This is a genomic window from Pseudomonas sp. TH10 (assembly GCF_016651255.1).
Lineage (GTDB): Bacteria > Pseudomonadota > Gammaproteobacteria > Pseudomonadales > Pseudomonadaceae > Aquipseudomonas.
On the sequence record NZ_JAEKEG010000151.1, the window covers coordinates 1 to 16921 of the forward strand.

The window sequence follows — 16921 nt, forward strand, 5'->3', positions numbered from 1 at the left end:
AAAGGCGCCTACTACCACATCCACCACCCCTTCCACCAAGCCATGTACGCCGGTCGTGCTACCCGCGAACAGATCCAGGGCTGGGTCGCCAATCGGTTTTATTACCAGGTGAACATCCCCCTGAAGGACGCTGCGATCCTCGCCAACTGCCCCGATCGCGAAGTGCGGCGTGAATGGCTGCAACGCATCCTCGACCACGACGGCGTGCCTGGCAGCGAAGGCGGCATCGAAGCCTGGCTGCGTCTGGGTGAAGCCGTGGGGCTCGATCGCGAACAGATTCTCTCCCAGGAACTGGTGTTGCCCGGCGTACGTTTTGCCGTGGACGCCTACGTCAATTTTGCCCGGCGCGCCTGCTGGCAGGAAGCAGCCAGCAGCTCCCTGACCGAGCTGTTCGCGCCGCAGATCCACCAATCACGTCTCGACGCCTGGCCGAGCCATTACCCATGGATCGACAGCGCCGGCTACGACTACTTTCGCACCCGCCTGGGCCAGGCGCGTCGGGATGTCGAGCACGGCCTGCGCATTACCCTGGCGCACTACCTCACCCTGGAGGGGCAGCAACGCATGCTGGAAATCCTGCAATTCAAGCTTGATGTATTGTGGAGCATGCTCGACGCCATGAGCATGGCCTATGAACTGCAGCGCCCGCCTTACCATAGCGTGACCACGCAGAACGTCTGGCACCGGGGGATTGACCTGTGAACGGGAGCAAACCGCAACCCGGTCCACCGCTGTGGCTGCTGGCGGAGCTGACCTATCGTTGTCCACTGCAGTGCCCCTATTGCTCCAACCCGCTGGATTTTGCCCGGCAGGGTGCGGAGCTGAGCACCGAGGAATGGATTCGCGTATTCCGCGAAGCGCGGGAGATGGGCGCGGCGCAGCTCGGCTTTTCAGGAGGCGAGCCGCTGGTGAGGCAAGACCTGGCCGAGTTGATCAAAGCCGCGAGGGACATGGGTTACTACACCAACCTGATCACCTCCGGCATCGGCCTGACCGAGCAGAAGGTGCGCGACTTCAAGGTTGCCGGGCTGGACCATATCCAGATCAGTTTTCAAGCGGCCGACGAGGCGGTCAACAACATGCTCGCCGGTTCGCGCAAGGCCTTTGCGCAGAAGCTGGCCATGGCCCGGGCGGTAAAGGCCCAGGGTTATCCGATGGTGCTGAATTTTGTCACCCATCGGCACAACATCGACCAGATCGACCGCATCATCGAGCTGTGCCTGGAGCTGGAAGCGGATTTCGTCGAGTTGGCGACCTGCCAGTTCTACGGCTGGGCCGAGCTCAACCGGGTCGGGCTGTTGCCCACCCGTGAGCAGTTGCAGCGCGCCGAGCGCATTACCAACCAGTACCGCGCGCGTCTCGAGGCCGAAGGTCATCCCTGCAAGCTGATCTTCGTCACGCCGGATTACTATGAAGAACGCCCCAAGACCTGCATGAACGGCTGGGCCAACCTGTTTCTCGACATCACCCCGGACGGCACCGCACTGCCATGCCACAGTGCCAGGCAGCTCCCGGTGGTCTTCCCCAATGTGCGCGAGCACAGCATCGAGCACATCTGGACCGACTCGTTCGGCTTCAACCGTTTTCGTGGCGACGACTGGATGAAGGAGCCTTGCCGCTCCTGCGATGAAAAGCACTAAGGACCTGGGCGGGTGTCGGTGCCAGGCGTTCATGCTGACCGGCGATGCCGAGAATGCCGACCCGGTGTGCAGCAAATCGGCGCACCACGGCGTTATCCTCAAGGCCCGGGACGAGGCCGATGCGCCCGGCCTGGGCATGGAGCACCTGACGCTGCGCAACGAAAAGGCCTCACGCCTGATCTACCGCGGATAACATCCATGCACACGCCCCCGGAGGAGCCGGCTTGCCGACGATGGCGTGCGCACAATCTACGCAAGGCTTCAGGGCCTCATCGCCGGCAAGCCGGCTCCCGCAAGGAATCTGTTGTCATTTCAGCCTTTAGCTACCCATTGGTCTGATTGCATTCACCGCCGGATGGGGTAGTGTGGCTTTACCTTCCAAAACAATAAAAACACAGGCTTTCCAATGAGCCAAAGTCTCAGCCAGCTGCGTAAATTCGTTTCACCTGAAATCATCTTCGGTGCCGGTTGCCGGCATAACGTCGGCAACTATGCCAAGACCTTCGGTGCGCGCAAGGTCCTGGTGGTCAGTGACCCCGGGGTGATTGCCGCCGGGTGGGTGGCCGATGTCGAGGCCAGCCTGCAGGCCCAGGGCATCGACTACTTTCTCTACAGCGACGTGTCGCCCAATCCCCGGGTCGAAGAAGTCATGCTCGGTGCCGAGCTGTACCGGGAAAACCACTGCGATGTGATCGTCGCCGTGGGCGGCGGCGGCAGCCCGATGGATTGCGGCAAGGGCATCGGCATCGTCGTCGCCCATGGCCGCAACATCCTCGAGTTCGAAGGGGTGGACACCATTCGCGTGCCGAGCCCGCCGCTGATCCTGATCCCCACGACCGCCGGCACCTCGGCGGATGTTTCGCAATTCGTGATCATCTCCAACCAGCAGGAGCGCATGAAGTTCTCCATCGTCAGCAAGGCGGTGGTGCCGGACGTGTCGCTGATCGACCCGGAAACCACCTTGAGCATGGACCCGTTCCTGTCGGCCTGCACCGGCATCGATGCCCTGGTGCACGCGATCGAGGCTTTCGTGTCGACCGGGCACGGGCCCTTGACCGATCCCCATGCGCTGGAAGCCATGCGCCTGATCAACGGTAACCTGGTGCAGATGATCGCCAACCCCACGGTCATTGCCCTGCGCGAGAAAATCATGCTCGGCAGCATGCAGGCCGGGCTGGCGTTTTCCAACGCGATCCTCGGTGCGGTGCATGCGATGTCCCACAGCCTGGGCGGTTTCCTCGACCTGCCCCATGGCCTGTGCAATGCGGTGCTGGTGGAACACGTGGTGGCGTTCAACTACAACTCGGCGCCGGAGCGTTTCAAGGTCATCGCCGAGACCTTTGGCATTGACTGCCGTGGCCTCAATCACCGGCAGATCTGCGGGCGTCTGGTGGAGCATCTGATCGCGCTCAAACACGCCATCGGCTTCCACGAAACCCTCGGCTTGCACGGCGTGCGCACTGCCGATATTCCGTTCCTCTCGCAGCACGCCATGGACGACCCGTGCATCCTCACCAACCCTCGCGAGTCCAGTCAGCGTGATGTCGAGGTCGTCTATGGCGAAGCCCTCTGACGAGCAGCAACGGGCGCTGGCCGGGCTGCTGGGACTAGGCAGCCACTCGGCGCGCAAGAGCCACTACCCGGAGCTGGCCGCGCGCCTGGAAGAGCTGGAAGCCGAACGCAATCGCTACAAATGGCTGTTTGAAAATGCCGTGCACGGGATCTTCCAGGCCAGCCTGCTCGAAGGCATGCGTGCGGCCAATCCGGCGCTGGCGCGGATGCTCGGCTACCAGGATCCCCAGGACGTGTTGTTCTCCCTGGCGGACCTGGCGAGCAACCTGTTCGTCGGCGGCGCGCAGGAGCTGGCCAATATTGGCGAGATCCTCAGGCACCAGGGCAGCCTGCACGGCTACGAAACCCAATTGCGGCGCAAGGACGGCAGCAGCCTCGACGTGTTGATGAACCTGTTGCTCAAGCCTGATCAGGAAGGCCTGGTGGAAGGTTTTGTGGCCGACATCACCGAGCGCAAACTGGCCCAGGAACGCCTGCAACAGCTCAACGACGAACTGGAACAGCGGGTCAACGCGCGCACCGACGAACTGCTCGAGGCCCGGGACGCCGCCGAGGCCGCCAATCGCAGCAAGGACAAGTACCTCGCCGCCGCCAGCCATGACCTGCTGCAACCGCTCAACGCCGCGCGCCTGCTGATCTCGACCTTGCGCGAGCGCAAGTTGCCCGACATCGAGCAGGTCCTGGTGGAGCGTACCCATCAGGCACTGGAAGGCGCCGAAGACCTGCTCACGGACCTGCTGGACATTTCACGGCTCGACCAGGCCGCCGTCAAACCGGACATCGCGCTGTATCGCCTCGACGAGTTGCTTGGCCCCCTGGTATCCGAGTTCCAGTCCGTGGCCGAGGCCGACGGCCTGCACCTGCGCGTGCACATGGGCGACTACGCGATCCGCACCGACTTGCGCCTGATGACGGCGCATCCTGCGCAATTTTCTCAGCAATGCCTGCCGTTACACCGACCAGGGCAGCATCCTGCTGGCGGCCCGGCCCCGGGGCGAGATGCTGCGCCTGGAGGTGTGGGACACCGGGCGCGGGATTGCCCCGGACCGCCTGGATTCGATTTTCCTCGAGTTCAACCAACTGGATGTCGGCCGCGCTGCCGATCGCAAGGGCGTCGGGTTGGGGCTGGCGATTGTCGAGCGCATCGCCAAGATTCTCGAGTACCGCGTGCAGGTTCATTCGCTGCCGGGGCGTGGTTCCAGATTCAGCATCGAGGTGCCCATGTCCCGGGAAGTGCCGCTGCCGATCAGCCTCGCGGCGCCGCAGCCGGGCACCGGTAATCCGTTGCCGGGGCGTCGTTTGCTGGTGCTGGACAATGAAGTCAGCATCCTTGACAGCATGCGGGCGCTGCTCGGGCAGTGGGGCTGCGAGGTGGTGACGGCCACCGACCAGGCCTCGGCGTTGAGCGCACTGGCCGGGCGGGCGCCGGAGCTGATCCTGGCCGACTATCACCTGGATCACGGGGTGGTGGGCTGTGAAGTGGTCAGGCACTTGCGCGAGCATTTTGCCCAACCGATTCCTGCCGTCATCATCACCGCCGATCGCACCGATCAATGCCGTCGCTCATTGCGGCGCCTGGATGCACCGCTGCTGAACAAACCGGTGAAGCCTGGCAAGTTGCGCGCGGTGCTCAGTCAGTTGCTGGGGTAGGGCAGCGCGCGATACTGCAGGCTGAAACCCAGCTCGGCAGACTGACCTTGTGCCAGCAGGCGCAAGCCCGGCCGCCCGGGCAGGTGATGGGCATTGACCGGGTGGCTTACCGGTTCGATACAGAAGAATCCCAAGCCAACCGGGCAATACAGCAGGTAATAATCGCAGCCGCTGGCCTCGCACTGCAGTTCGTAGCCCAGATCCGGTTGCTGGATCAGGCAGTGGCCGTCCCATTGGCAGAAACCGTTGTCGACCAGGGTGTCCGGCAGCGCTTGCAGTTGCTGAAAATCCCATCGGTCGGGGATCGAATCAATTCGGGTAGGCAGTCTGGACGCGTCGCACATCCAGACCTGTCGGGCAGTTGCCTGCAGACGGGTGCCGGCGGTGCGCGGCAGATAGGGATGCAGTCCCAGCCCATGCCACGCGGCACGCTCGGCCAGATGCGTAACCTGCACCTCGATACTCAGGCGGCCCTCGCTCAAGTGAAAGCGTTGCCGGGCGCGATAGGCAAAGGGGATGCTGCAGTCCAGCTGCAGCACCACTTCATCCTGCGTGTGGGAAACGACCTGCCATGGCTGTTGCCAGGCACTGCCGTGGATGGGTAGCGGGTCGGTGAGGCTGTTGGGCGCCAGGGCAAGCCAGCCATCGGGGCAGTCGAAACCGCCTTCGGCGATCCGGTTGGACCAGGGCACCAGCGGGAAGCAGCCGAGCTTGCCCGGCAGGCCGGTGTTCAATGCCTGCGCATCGTTGTGCCGCAGCAATGGCTGGCCGGTACTGCGTACGGTCCAGTTGACGATGCTGCCGCCGAGTTCGGGGGCAAGGGTCAGGTGGGTGAGTTCGTCTTCGAGTTCGAGCAGTGTTGGCGCCATAGCCGTTAACCTGTCTGAAAAACACCGAGATCCCTGTAGGAGCTGTCGAGTGCAACGAGGCTGCGATCTTTTGCTCTTGCTTATGATTGTAAAAAAGCAAAATCAAAAGATCGCAGCCTCGTTTCACTCGACAGCTCCTACGACAGCTCCTGCAGGGGCTGCATTTGCCTTTTACAACACCAAGTGCGGTAACCACAGGGAAATGGCGGGAATGTACGTCACCAGCATCAACACCAGGAACAACACCGCGTAAAACGGCATCAGCGCTTTCACCGTGCTCTCGATACTCACTTTTCCCACCGCTGAACCGACAAACAACACCGCGCCCACCGGCGGCGTTATCAGCCCGATCCCCAGGTTAACCAGCATGATCATGCCGAACTGCACCGGATCAACGCCGATGCCGAGAATCACCGGCATCAGAATCGGCGTGAGGATCAGGATCAGCGGCGCCATGTCCATCACCGTGCCGAGCAATAACAGCATGACGTTGATGCACATCAGGATCACATAGCGGTTGTCCGACAGCGTCAGGAACAGCGTGGTGATTTTCGCCGGGATCTGCATCAGGGTCATGATGTAGCCGAAGCTCGCGGCGAAGCCGATCAGGATCATCACGATCGAAATGGTGCGCACGGTGCGGTGCATCAGTTTCGGCAGTTCACGCCATTTGTAGTCACGGTAGATGAACATGGTCACGAAGAACGCCCAGAGCACCGCAATCGCTGCCGATTCTGTGGCAGTGAAAATCCCCGAGAGAATCCCGCCGAGGATGATCACCATCGCCATCAGCCCCCACAGCGCTTCGCCGCAGATTTTCAGCGCCTCGCGCAGCGGGATGACTTCGCCTTTCGGATAGTCGCGTTTGCGCGCGAAGATCAGGCACAGCACCATCAGACACGCGCTCATCAACAGGCCCGGCACGACGCCGGCCATGAACAGCGAAGCAATCGAAACGGTGCCACCGGCTGCCAGCGAATAGAGCACCGAGTTGTGGCTCGGCGGTGTCAGCAACGCTTGCACCGAACCGCTCACGGTCACCGCCGTGGAGAAGTCGCGTGGATAACCTTTGCGCTCCATTTCCGGAATCAGCACCGAGCCTACCGACGCGGTGTCGGCTACCGACGAACCGGAGATTGCGCCGAAAAACGTCGAGGCCATGATGTTGACCAACGACAGACCGCCACGCACGAACCCGACCAGCACGCCGGCAAAGGCGACCAACCGGCGGGACATGCCACCTTCGGCCATGATCGCACCCGCGAGCACGAAGAACGGAATCGCCAGCAGGGAGAATTTGTTCACCCCGCCCGCGACCTGAATCATCAGGGCCTGGAACGGGATGTCGATCCACCACGCACCAATCAACGCCGACAGTCCGAGGGCGTAGGCGACAGGCATGCCCATCAGGATCAAAGCGATAAAACTGCCCAGCAGAATCAATGCGTCCATCAGGCAGCCCCTTCGTTTTCTTCAACCATGTCGAACCGCACAACCCGACGGTTGCTCTGGTCGCCGAACAGCAGTTTTTCCACGACAAAAATCAGCGTCAGCGCGCCGCCCAGCGGGATCGGCATGTAAGTGATGCCCACGCGCAATGTCGGCAGGGCACTCATGAACTGGTTCCACGTCGAGGCGCACAGCTTGGCGCCCCAGATCGTCATGAACAGGCAGATGGTGGCCATTAATAATTGCGAAACGATGCTCATGGTTTTGCGCAGATTCGGTGGCAAACGGTCGGTGACCATCGCCACCGCCATGTGGGCACCTGCGCGGTAACTGGCGGCGGCGCCGATGAAGGTGAAGACCATCATCAGCAAGATAGCGGTGGGCTCCGGCCAACTCGAACCGGTGCCGAGGGCGTAACGGGCAAACACGCCCCAGGGAATGATCAGGGCGATGGTCAGCACGGACAGGCCGGCGACCCAGATGCAGGTCATGTACAAGATGTCGTTGAGGCGCAGCAGCGAATTCTTCATCGGGTTCCACCGTAACCGGGCGGACGCGGGCGTCAATGCACGCCAGCGCCGCCGGGCCTTTCGTTGAGGGTCGGGAGGGTTACTGAACGGCTTCGATGCGTTTGATCAGGTCGGCGTAAGGCGCGCCGTATTTCTCGCGAATCGAGGCGGTGGCCTCGTAGAAGGGTTTCTTGTCGACGGTGATGAACTCGACGCCTGCGGCTTTGAGTTTTTCCTCGCTGCTGGCGGATTTGGCATCCCACAGCACGCGCTCCTCTGCCTGCGCAGCCTTGGCGGCTTTCTTCACCAGCGTCTGCTGATCGGGGGTGAGTTTTTCCCAGGTGATTTTCGACATCACAATGGGCTCGGGCAGGATCAGGTGCCCGGTCAGGCTGTAGAACTTGGCGTTCTGAAAATGGTTGTGTTCAAGCAGGGTTGGCGGGTTGTTTTCCGCGCCGTCGATCACCCCGGTCTGCAAGGCGCTGAAGATCTCGCCGGTGTCCATGGCAATGCCGTTGCCGCCCATGGCGTTGATGGTCTCGATGAACATGGGGTTGCCTTGCACGCGGATCTTCATGCCCTTGAGGTCTTCAAGTTTGCGCACCGGTTTTTTGGTGTAGATATTGCGCGTACCGCCGTCCATCCAGGCCAGGGCCACCAGGCCGAATTCGGAGTTGCTGATCTTGTCGAGAATCGCATCGCCGACTTCGCCATCGATGACCGCACGCATGTGCGCCTGATCGCGGAAGATGAACGGCATGTTGAACACGTTCACATCCGGTACCACCGGGCCGACGATACCCAGGCTGACGCGGGTCATCTGGATCGCGCCGACCTGCGCCTGTTCGACCACTTCCTTTTCCGAGCCGAGTACGCCGCCGGCAAACATCTTGAAAGTCAGCTTGCCGTCACTGTCGGCCACCAGGGTTTTACCCAGCTGCTCTTCGGCCACCACGGTGGGATAACCGGCGGGATGCACATCGGCGAATTTGATCTCCAGCGCCTGGGCGGCACTGGTGAAGGTGAAGGCCAACGGTAGAGCGACGGCGAGCAAGGTGCGTTTGAAGTCCATGGGGTTCTCCAGTCTTGTTGTTTTTTTATTCAAGGCACAGCAGATTCAGCAAGGGCGTTTACAGCAAGTGATTGAACAGCGGTTCCGGCAAACCCCGGACGCCAGGGTTGAGGGCGAACACGCCACCGGCCAGTGACTGCGGATCCTGGTCGTCACCGGGGCGGATCGACGTCACGAACAGCGTGTCGAGCCGACTGCCACCGAAGGCGCACATCGTCGGTTTTTTCACAGGTACCGCCAGCGATCGGTCGAGGCGGCCATCGGGGGTAAAGCGATGAATCAGCCCGGCGTCATTGGCGCAGATCCAGTAGCAACCCTCGGCGTCCACCGCGGCACCGTCGGGACGACCTTCGTACTGGTTCATGTCGACGAACAGTCGGCGGTTGGTTGGGATACCCGTGTCGATGTCATAGTCGAAGGCCCAGATCTGCTGGACCAGCGGGTGTGAGTCGGAGAGATATAGGGTGCGGCCATCCGGGCTGAAGCCCAGGCCATTGGGCACGATGAACCCGCCCAGCCTGGCTTCCAGTGGCCCAGTCTGCCCGGCGCTGTAGCGATAAAGGCTGCCGTTGGCGGCGTTGGCGCCCATGTTCAATACCATGCTGCCGGCCCAGAAGCGGCCCTGACGATCACAGCGACCGTCGTTGAGGCGCATGTCTGCGCGGCCGTGCTCGACGCTGGCCAACAGCTCGCTGTCGAGGCTGCCATCGTTGTCCGGCTTGAGATGAAAGAAGCCGTTTTCCATGCCCGCGACCCAGCCACCATGACGATGGCGGGCGATGCAGGCGAGCATCTGCGGGGCTTTCCAGGCGTGCACATGGCCGGTGTCGGCGCTCCAGCGTTGCAGTCCGCGATTAGGAATGTCGACCCAGTACAACGCATTTTCCTCTGGCACCCAGACCGGGCTTTCGCCCACCGCGTTGCGGGCATCGACGATCAATTCGGCTTGCATATTCATTCCCTTGTGTCGTTGTCAGAGTGATCAGTCGCCGAACGGGCCAGCCGCGACGAAGGCGCCGCCCTGATAGATTCGTGCCGGGTCATCGTCCGCCGGCATTGGCTGCGCTTCGACTTGTTGGCGGAACACTTCGGAGCTGTCCCTGGCCTCGAAACCGAGGTGATCGGCGAAGCGGTTGTCCCACCAGACGTCCTTGTTGGCGGACATGCCGTAAACCACGGTATGGCCCACGTTGGGTGCATGGAGTGCGCGTTCGAGCAGCTGGGTCAGGTCACCGAAGCTCAGCCAGGTGTGCATCATTCGGCGGTTTTGCGGCTCGGGGAACGAGGAGCCGATGCGGATGCTGACGGTCTCGATACCGTAGCGATCGAAGTAGAAACTGGCCATGTCCTCGCCGTAGGATTTGGACAAGCCGTAGTAGCCATCGGGGCGGCGAGGGGAGCTGGCGTCGAGTTGTTCGTCCTGTTTGTAGAAACCGATGACATGGTTGGAGCTGGCGAAGATCACCCGCTTCACGCCATGGCGGCGCGCCGCTTCATAGATGTGGAAGACCCCGCAAATGTTGGCGCCGAGGATCTCTTCGAACGGCCGCTCAACGGACACGCCACCGAAGTGCAGGATCGCATCAACGTCTTCGACCAGTTCATGAACCGACTGTTTGTCGGCGAGGTCGCACAGCACGATTTCTTCGCGATCATCGACGGCCGGGGCGAGGGCGGCGATGTCCGAAAGGCGCAGCACGTTGGCGTAGGGGCGCAGGCGTTCGCGCAGAACTTTGCCCAGGCCGCCGGCAGCACCGGTCAGCAGCAGACGGTTGAACGGGGCGCGGGGAGTAGAGGTAGACGTCATGGCAATCCCTTACACGTTGTTATTAGGTTTGTTGTAGGTTGTCGTATGACTGCGCTGAAGTATCGGTAGGGTTTCCGGAACTTGTCAACGCGACTTAGGTTGAAAGTCGATGCAAGGTATTCAAACCGCTTCGCCGCCGGGCGGATTACAACAACGAAATCGGATAGCTGATAAAGATCCGGTTCTCGTCAAACTCGTTGGTGCTGAAGTCCCGGCGAATGGTCGCGTTGCGCCATTTCACGTTGAGATTTTTCAGCGACCCGCTCTGCACGGTGTAGGCCAGTTCCGACTCGCGGCCCCATTCCTTGCCGTCGGTGATGGTCCCGGTGTGCACGTTATCGCCGCTGATGTAGCGGTTCATCAGGGTCAGGCCGGGAACGCCGAGGGCGGCGAAGTTGTAGTCGTGACGCAGTTGCCAGGAACGTTCTTTGGCGTTGTCGTAACTGGCGTTGTAGCTGTCGTTGGCCAGGGTGCCGCCGCTGGTGCCGTTGACGCGCATCCACGCACTGTCGCCAGTGAGTTTCTGCAGGCCGACGTAGAAGGTGTTGCCGCCGTATTTGGCCGAGAGCAGGGCGAATGCGGTCTTGTTGTCGAGATCGCCGGCCAGGGCGCTGCCGTCTTCCTTGCCGTTGAAAAAACCGAGGTTGGCGCCGAGCGTCCAGTCGCCCAACGGCTGACTGTGGCTGAGGTTGAAGTACTGCTGCTGATAGATGTCGCTGAGTTCGGCGTACCACACGCCGACCAGAGTGCGCTTGTCGTTGAATGTGTACTCGCCGCCGCCGAAGTTGAAGCGGTCCGAGGTGAACGCGCCTTTGCCGTTCATTGACAGGTCTTCCATGCTTGCATCGTTACGCGGACTGTTGCCACGGAACTGGCCGCCATAAACCGTCAGGCCGTTGATTTCGGTGGAGGTGATCTGGCCGCCGCGAAAGGTTTGTGGCAGAGAGCGGCCGTCGTCGGAACGAAGGATCGGCAGCACTGGCATCCATTCGCCGACCTTCAATTCAGTCTGCGAGACCTTGGCCTTCAATGCCACGCCGAGGCGGCCAAAGTTGTCCGCCGGACGCCCGTCATCGTGAATCGGCAGCAACTGCGTGCCGCCGGAGCCTTTGCCGCCATCGAGCTTTTGCGAATACAACCCGAGCACGTCGAGGCCGAAGCCGACCGGGCCTTGGGTGAAGCCGGATCTGGCGTCGAGAATGAAGTTCTGCGTCCATTCTTCAGCCTTGCTCTGCGGATGATCAGGGTTGACGAAGTTACGGTTGAAGTAGGCGTTGCGCAGGTTCAGCGTGGCTTTGCTGTCTTCCAGAAAGCCTTCTGCCTGGCTGGCGAGGGGCAGGGCCAGAACGATCCCGCCGAGGCTGAGCAGGCTGAGGGTATGACGGCGGGCAAAAGTCGGGCGGGGGTGCAGGCGAAGGAATGGCGGACGAGTTGACTCACAGTGACGCTCCCTTTTGTATTTTTGTTTTTATAGTTGTTATACGTCGTCGTACAACATAGGGGTGATTATTTGCGAGGTGTTAGCGGGTTGTCAATCGGAAGTTATACGATGACTTCATGCTTGAGGGCGCCGTGACCTCTGAGGGCCGGGAGGGCGATGGACCGACGGGATATGGGTGTTGGCTAACAAGGTTTTACGGCAAACTGGCACCACCTCCGACACAAGGCTATTCAATGGATCACTACGCCCCGCGCAACTGGCAGCCGCACGAGAAGCCCAGCCTGCCCGGTTCCCCCTCGACGCCGTTGCACTCCAATCCGAAGCGCCTGGCCTATGCGCTGGTCGGGCTGTTGGTGGCGTTGACCGGTGGTTTGGGCAACTCGCTGGTGGTGGCCAACCTGACTTATCTGCAAGGCGCACTCGGCGCGACCACCGCAGAAATGGCCTGGCTGCCGGCGGCGTACGTGATGACCAACGTCTCGATGAACCTGTTGCTGGTGAAGTTTCGCCAGCAGTTCGGTCTGCGCGCATTCACCGAGGTGTTTCTGGTGCTGTATGCGCTGGTGACCTTCGGCCATTTGTTCGTCAACGACTTGAACTCGGCCGTGGCGGTGCGTGCCGCCCACGGCATGGTCGGCGCGGCGCTCAGTTCGCTGGGTCTGTATTACATGGTGCAGGCGTTCCCGGCGAAATGGCGGATGAAGGCGCTGGTGCTCGGTCTTGGTACTTCACAACTGGCGCTGCCACTGGCGCGATTGTTTTCCGAAGATCTGCTGCAGATTGCTGAATGGCGCGGTTTGTACCTGTTCGAATTGGGCATGGCGCTGTTGTCGCTGGGCTGTGTCTTGATGCTCAAGTTGCCACCGGGCGATCGCTTCAAAACCTTCGAAAAACTCGACTTCCTGACCTTCGCGATTCTTGCCACGGGCGTGGCGCTGCTGTGCGCAGTGCTGTCGCTGGGACGGATCGACTGGTGGCTGGAGGCCAACTGGATAGGCGTGGCGTTGGCCGCCTCGATTGCGCTGATCCTCACCGGCCTGGCCATTGAGCACAATCGCAGCAACCCGATGTTGATGACGCGTTGGCTGGGCAGTGGAGTGATGATCCGTCTGGCGCTGGCGGTGGTGCTGATTCGCATGGTCACTTCCGAGCAATCCACCGGCGCCGTGGGTTTCATGCAGACCCTCAACATGAGCAGCGAGCAGTTGCACAGTCTTTACGTGGTGATGCTGATCGGCAGTGTTGCCGGCCTGGCAACCAGTGCGCTGACCATCAACCCGAAACACCTGCTCATGCCACTGATCATCTCGCTGGCGCTGATGGCGACCGGTTCGGTCATGGACAGTTTTTCCAATAATCTGACGCGCCCGGAAAACCTCTATCTCAGCCAGTTTCTGCTGGCGTTCGGCAGCACATTTTTCTCGGGCCGACCATGGTCCTGGGCACGCGCAATGTATTGACCAACCCACGCAACCTGGTGAGCTTCTCGGTGCTGTTTGGTATTTGCCAGAACCTCGGCGGCTTGATCGGAGCAGCGTTGCCGGGCACTTTTCAGATCGTTCGCGAGAAATTTCACTCCAGTAACATTGTCGAACACCTGGTGTTGACCGATCCGCTGGTGGCTGCCCGGGTCCAGAGCGGCAGCAATGCCCTGGGTTCGGTGATCGCCGATCCAGCCTTGCGCAATCTGCAGGGCATACGCAGCCTGGCGACGGCCGCTACGCGCGAGGCCAATGTGCTGGCCTATAACGACGTGTTCATGCTCATCGCAGTGATCGCTGTGCTGACGATGATCTGGATCTCCATTCGCGCCCTGTGGCTGATGAGCACTACAAAGAACGTCACTCCAACGCCTTCCGACTCCACCAGCGGTGCCACACCTTCATGACCGAACCGACCACGACGACCACCAACGCCATTGCCGCCACCCCCGAGGGCGTCGCGCCACCGTCCACACCCGCCACCGAGCCGCGCTCGCTACGGGTTCGGGTGCTTTCATCGATGGGCTTTGCGGCGATCGCCCTGGTGGGTGTGCTGATCGTGTTGTACGCCTGGCAGTTGCCACCGTTCAGCAGCGCGATCGAGACCACGGAAAATGCACTGGTGCGCGGCCAGGTGACCATCATCGGTCCGCAGCTCAGCGGCTATGTTTATGAAGTGCCGGTGTCGGACTTCCAGTTCGTCAAGACCGGCGACTTGCTGGTGCGCCTGGATGACCGGATCTACCAGCAGCGCCTGGACCAGGCCCTGGCACAACTGGCGGTGCAAAAGCCGGCCTGGCTAACGTAGTGCAGCAACGCAACAGCGCCGAGGCCACCATCAAGCTGCGCCAGGCAGCAGTCGCCGACAGCCAGGCGCAGGCGCGCAAAAGTGCCGCCGACCTGCGCCGTAATAACGAGTTGGTTCGCGATGGTTCGGTGTCCAGGCGCGAGCTGGATGTGAGCCTGGCGGCGAACGCGCAGTCGATTGCCGCGGTCGCCCAGGCCCAGGCCAATCTGGAGATCGCCCGCCAGGATCTGCAGTCAGTGATCGTCAATCGAGGCTCACTGGAAGCGGCAGTGGCGAGCGCGGATGCCGCAGTGCAACTGGCGCGCATCGACCTTTCCAATACCCGAATCGTTGCGCCCCGGGACGGCCAGCTGGGGCAGATCGGTGTACGTCTGGGGGCCTATGTCAACTCCGGCGCGCAGCTGATGGCCCTGGTACCGCATCAGCTGTGGGTGATTGCCAACATGAAGGAAACCCAGATGAACAACGTGCGGGTCGGCCAGCCGGTGACGTTCACGGTGGATGCACTGGACCACCGCACGTTCAAGGGCCGGGTGCAGCGGATTTCACCCGGTACCGGTTCCGAATTTGCGCTGCTGCAAGCCGACAACGCCACCGGCAACTTCGTCAAGATCGCCCAGCGGGTGCCGGTGCGGATTACCGTGGACGAAGATCAGGACGAGAGCGAGCGGCTGCGGCCGGGGATGTCGGTGGTGGTGAGCATTGATACGGCGGCGCAGGAGGGCTTCTAGGGCAAGATCTTTTGATTCTAGGCGGCCACCATCGGGGGCAGGGTGCCGAGCAGCGAGACGGCGGCTACGGCGCCAATTCCGAGCAACCACTCCAGCATCACGCTGTGCCTGAGCGCGCCCATGCGCTGTTCGCAATCATCCATGCGCAAGCGATTGAATAACGCCAAGCCGAGCATCCCCAGCACAATCATTGCCTTGATCAACAGAATCAAGGCAAATCCGCTGAACAACGGCGTCGGCCACCACTGCCCGGTCAGCACGCGCACGTTGATCAAACCCGTGATCAGCAGCCCGGCCACCAACGCATACCCGACACCGCTGAACCGCTGGAGAATGACGCCGATCGGGTGGACTGATGCCTGGCGCAAGATCATCACCAGCAGCATCAAGCCGCCCAGCCAGATGCCAACGCACACCAGGTGCACGATCTGATTGAGGATCAGCAGTTGGCCGCTCAGCCATCGAGCATCGCGCCATGGCCCACGGGTGCAAGCGTCGCCAGCAACAAGCCACCCAATACCAGGCGCGGCAACAGGGAGGCCTGCCAGCGTGTGAACAGCAACGTCAGCACCAGCCCGTTGAGTAACAGATGCCAGCGCCATACCTGGCCGAAAAACGTGTTGCCCATGACCAGTTGCAGGGTCGGCAGATCAAGGGCGGCCGCCCAGTCCCCGGCCATGCTGGCAGTGATCAACAGCAACCAGCAGACGCCGCTCACCAACGCCACCGCTGCCAGCCATCGGCTCACCCGCGCCAGCGGCTGATCCAGCGTGGTAATGCCACGCCCCGAGCAGCAGGGGCGTGAACACCCAGGCCCCGACCAGCATCAGCACCACGGTGAAATGCAGAAAGCGGCACAGCACCATCGCGCTCGTCATGAATTACTGACCGACCTTGAAGCTGTAGGCGCCTTCGCTTTTGTGGGTATCGACGGACACTGCGTGCCATTCGACCTTGTATGCACCGGCAGTCAAAGGCGCTTGCGGCGTCACCACCAGGGTTTTCTTGTCACTGCCTTCGGTGGCCAGGCTTTTAACCGGTACGTTGCTGCCGTCCTTGCTGAGGGTCACCTTGGTGAAGGTCGCTTCCACTCCTTCGGAAAATACCAGGCGCAGCTCGGCCGGTGCGCTGACCGTGCTGTCGGCGGCCGGGCTCTGGCTTTTCAGGTGGGCATGGGCGAACACCGACGAGGCGGCGAACAGCGAGCCGAGGAGGGTGACGGTGGTCAGGCTTTTCTTGAGCGTCATCATGGACTACCTCTGGGACAGGTTTGAAGAGAGGTGCAGTTTACCTTCCAGGGCGCGCCGGGACGAAGTTTCGTTTTGCCCTGTCGCCGCGAAGTAGAGCGGATGCTAGTCTTGACCAACGCTGTCGTCAGGGAGCCCTCATGGGCAATCACAAGATCGAGATCCGTCGCAGTAACGTCGAGAAAATTCTGCTGGGGGCTGAAAAGGTCTTCGCCGAGAAAGGCTTCGGCAGTACCGCCATGGCCGACATTGCCGCCGAAGTGCAACTGCCGCGCTCCAACCTGCATTACTACTTCAGCACCAAGAGCGAACTCTACAGTGCAGTGCTGTTCGACCTGCTGGAGGTATGGAAGCAGGACGCGCTGTGCTTTGAGATGTTCGATGACCCGCGCGTGGTTCTCAGCAGCTACATCCGCGCCAAGATGAACCACTCTCGCAGTCGGCCGTACGGCTCGAAAGTCTGGGCCAACGAAATCATCCATGGCGCACCGACGTTGGGCGAGGCGCTGGATGTCAGTCTGTATGACTGGGCGAAAATGAAGGAAGCGAAGATTCGTCAGTGGGTCGAAGACAAACGAATTTTGCCGGTGGAGCCGTCGAGTCTGCTGTACATGATCTGGGCGTCGACCCAGCATTACGCTGACT

General features: G+C 61.4%; 11 protein-coding genes and 5 pseudogenes. 7 read left to right on the top strand and 9 right to left on the bottom strand.

Features of this window, described 5'->3' with window-relative positions; translation table 11 throughout:
* From pqqC to JFT80_RS20765, 4 genes and pseudogenes are all read left to right on the top strand, one after another.
* Nucleotides 1-702: pyrroloquinoline-quinone synthase PqqC (pqqC, locus tag JFT80_RS20750; protein WP_201149144.1), on the top strand; the 702-nt coding region annotated here is incomplete at its 5' end.
* Nucleotides 699-1833: pseudogene (gene pqqE / locus JFT80_RS20755) on the top strand (pyrroloquinoline quinone biosynthesis protein PqqE). The gene pqqC and the pseudogene pqqE, both read left to right, overlap by 4 nt.
* Before the next feature lie 213 nt (nt 1834-2046).
* Nucleotides 2047-3213 carry an alcohol dehydrogenase-like regulatory protein ErcA gene (ercA, locus tag JFT80_RS20760; protein ID WP_201149145.1) on the top strand — a complete coding sequence of 389 codons (1167 nt, stop codon included), beginning with the start codon at nt 2047-2049 and terminating at the stop codon, nt 3211-3213.
* Nucleotides 3197-4862: pseudogene (locus tag JFT80_RS20765) on the top strand (NahK/ErcS family hybrid sensor histidine kinase/response regulator). The gene ercA and the pseudogene JFT80_RS20765 overlap by 17 nt, the downstream one beginning before the upstream one ends.
* Here the strand turns inward: JFT80_RS20765 and JFT80_RS20770 are convergent.
* The 7 genes from JFT80_RS20770 to JFT80_RS20800 form a co-directional block, all read right to left on the bottom strand.
* Nucleotides 4847-5731 carry an aldose 1-epimerase gene (locus tag JFT80_RS20770; RefSeq protein WP_201149146.1) on the bottom strand — a complete coding sequence of 295 codons (885 nt, stop codon included), beginning with the start codon at nt 5729-5731 and terminating at the stop codon, nt 4847-4849. The pseudogene JFT80_RS20765 and the gene JFT80_RS20770 overlap by 16 nt on opposite strands.
* 171 nt (nt 5732-5902) lie before the next feature.
* Complete coding sequence (locus JFT80_RS20775; protein ID WP_201149147.1) at nt 5903-7183, bottom strand: TRAP transporter large permease; 1281 nt, start codon at nt 7181-7183, stop codon at nt 5903-5905.
* Nucleotides 7183-7710: a TRAP transporter small permease gene (locus JFT80_RS20780; RefSeq protein WP_201149148.1), complete on the bottom strand. Its 528-nt coding sequence runs from the start codon at nt 7708-7710 to the stop codon at nt 7183-7185. The genes JFT80_RS20775 and JFT80_RS20780 overlap by 1 nt, the downstream gene beginning before the upstream one ends.
* A 79-nt stretch (nt 7711-7789) precedes the next feature.
* Nucleotides 7790-8761, bottom strand: coding sequence for a TRAP transporter substrate-binding protein (locus tag JFT80_RS20785; RefSeq protein WP_201149149.1), 972 nt, complete (start codon nt 8759-8761; stop codon nt 7790-7792).
* A gap of 58 nt (nt 8762-8819) precedes the next feature.
* Nucleotides 8820-9713 (bottom strand): SMP-30/gluconolactonase/LRE family protein, encoded by an 894-nt coding sequence (locus JFT80_RS20790; RefSeq protein ID WP_201149152.1) that lies wholly within the window; start codon nt 9711-9713, stop codon nt 8820-8822.
* A gap of 30 nt (nt 9714-9743) precedes the next feature.
* Nucleotides 9744-10568 carry an NAD(P)-dependent oxidoreductase gene (locus tag JFT80_RS20795; protein WP_201149150.1) on the bottom strand — a complete coding sequence of 275 codons (825 nt, stop codon included), beginning with the start codon at nt 10566-10568 and terminating at the stop codon, nt 9744-9746.
* Nucleotides 10569-10713: 145 nt separating this feature from the next.
* Nucleotides 10714-11979 (bottom strand): OprD family porin, encoded by a 1266-nt coding sequence (locus tag JFT80_RS20800; RefSeq protein ID WP_201149153.1) that lies wholly within the window; start codon nt 11977-11979, stop codon nt 10714-10716.
* Between the two features lie 263 nt (nt 11980-12242).
* On the opposite strand from JFT80_RS20800, the pseudogene JFT80_RS20805 reads away from it, so the two are divergent.
* Both JFT80_RS20805 and JFT80_RS20810 read left to right on the top strand, forming a co-directional pair.
* A pseudogene (locus JFT80_RS20805) lies at nt 12243-13897 on the top strand (MFS transporter).
* A pseudogene (locus tag JFT80_RS20810) lies at nt 13894-15029 on the top strand (HlyD family secretion protein). Before JFT80_RS20805 ends, JFT80_RS20810 begins: the two co-directional pseudogenes overlap by 4 nt.
* A gap of 17 nt (nt 15030-15046) precedes the next feature.
* On the opposite strand, the pseudogene copD reads toward JFT80_RS20810, so the two are convergent.
* Both copD and copC read right to left on the bottom strand, forming a co-directional pair.
* Nucleotides 15047-15907 (bottom strand): annotated as a pseudogene (gene copD, locus JFT80_RS20815) (copper homeostasis membrane protein CopD).
* Nucleotides 15908-15910: 3 nt separating this feature from the next.
* Nucleotides 15911-16276, bottom strand: a complete 366-nt coding sequence (gene copC, locus JFT80_RS20820; protein ID WP_201149154.1) for a copper homeostasis periplasmic binding protein CopC — start codon at nt 16274-16276, stop codon at nt 15911-15913.
* 140 nt (nt 16277-16416) lie between these two features.
* Here copC and JFT80_RS20825 point away from each other — a divergent pair.
* The coding region (locus tag JFT80_RS20825; protein ID WP_201149151.1) for a TetR/AcrR family transcriptional regulator at nt 16417-16921 on the top strand (505 nt) is incomplete at its 3' end.

Excerpts from the sequence above, each read along its gene's own strand:
- ercA (WP_201149145.1), top strand. The coding sequence starts at position 2,047 with ATGAGCCAAAGTCTCAGCCAGCTGCGTAAATTCGTTTCACCTGAAATC.
- JFT80_RS20770 (WP_201149146.1), bottom strand. The coding sequence starts at position 5,731 with ATGGCGCCAACACTGCTCGAACTCGAAGACGAACTCACCCACCTGACC.
- JFT80_RS20775 (WP_201149147.1), bottom strand. The coding sequence starts at position 7,183 with ATGGACGCATTGATTCTGCTGGGCAGTTTTATCGCTTTGATCCTGATG.
- JFT80_RS20780 (WP_201149148.1), bottom strand. The coding sequence starts at position 7,710 with ATGAAGAATTCGCTGCTGCGCCTCAACGACATCTTGTACATGACCTGC.
- JFT80_RS20785 (WP_201149149.1), bottom strand. The coding sequence starts at position 8,761 with ATGGACTTCAAACGCACCTTGCTCGCCGTCGCTCTACCGTTGGCCTTC.
- JFT80_RS20790 (WP_201149152.1), bottom strand. The coding sequence starts at position 9,713 with ATGCAAGCCGAATTGATCGTCGATGCCCGCAACGCGGTGGGCGAAAGC.
- JFT80_RS20795 (WP_201149150.1), bottom strand. The coding sequence starts at position 10,568 with ATGACGTCTACCTCTACTCCCCGCGCCCCGTTCAACCGTCTGCTGCTG.
- copC (WP_201149154.1), bottom strand. The coding sequence starts at position 16,276 with ATGACGCTCAAGAAAAGCCTGACCACCGTCACCCTCCTCGGCTCGCTG.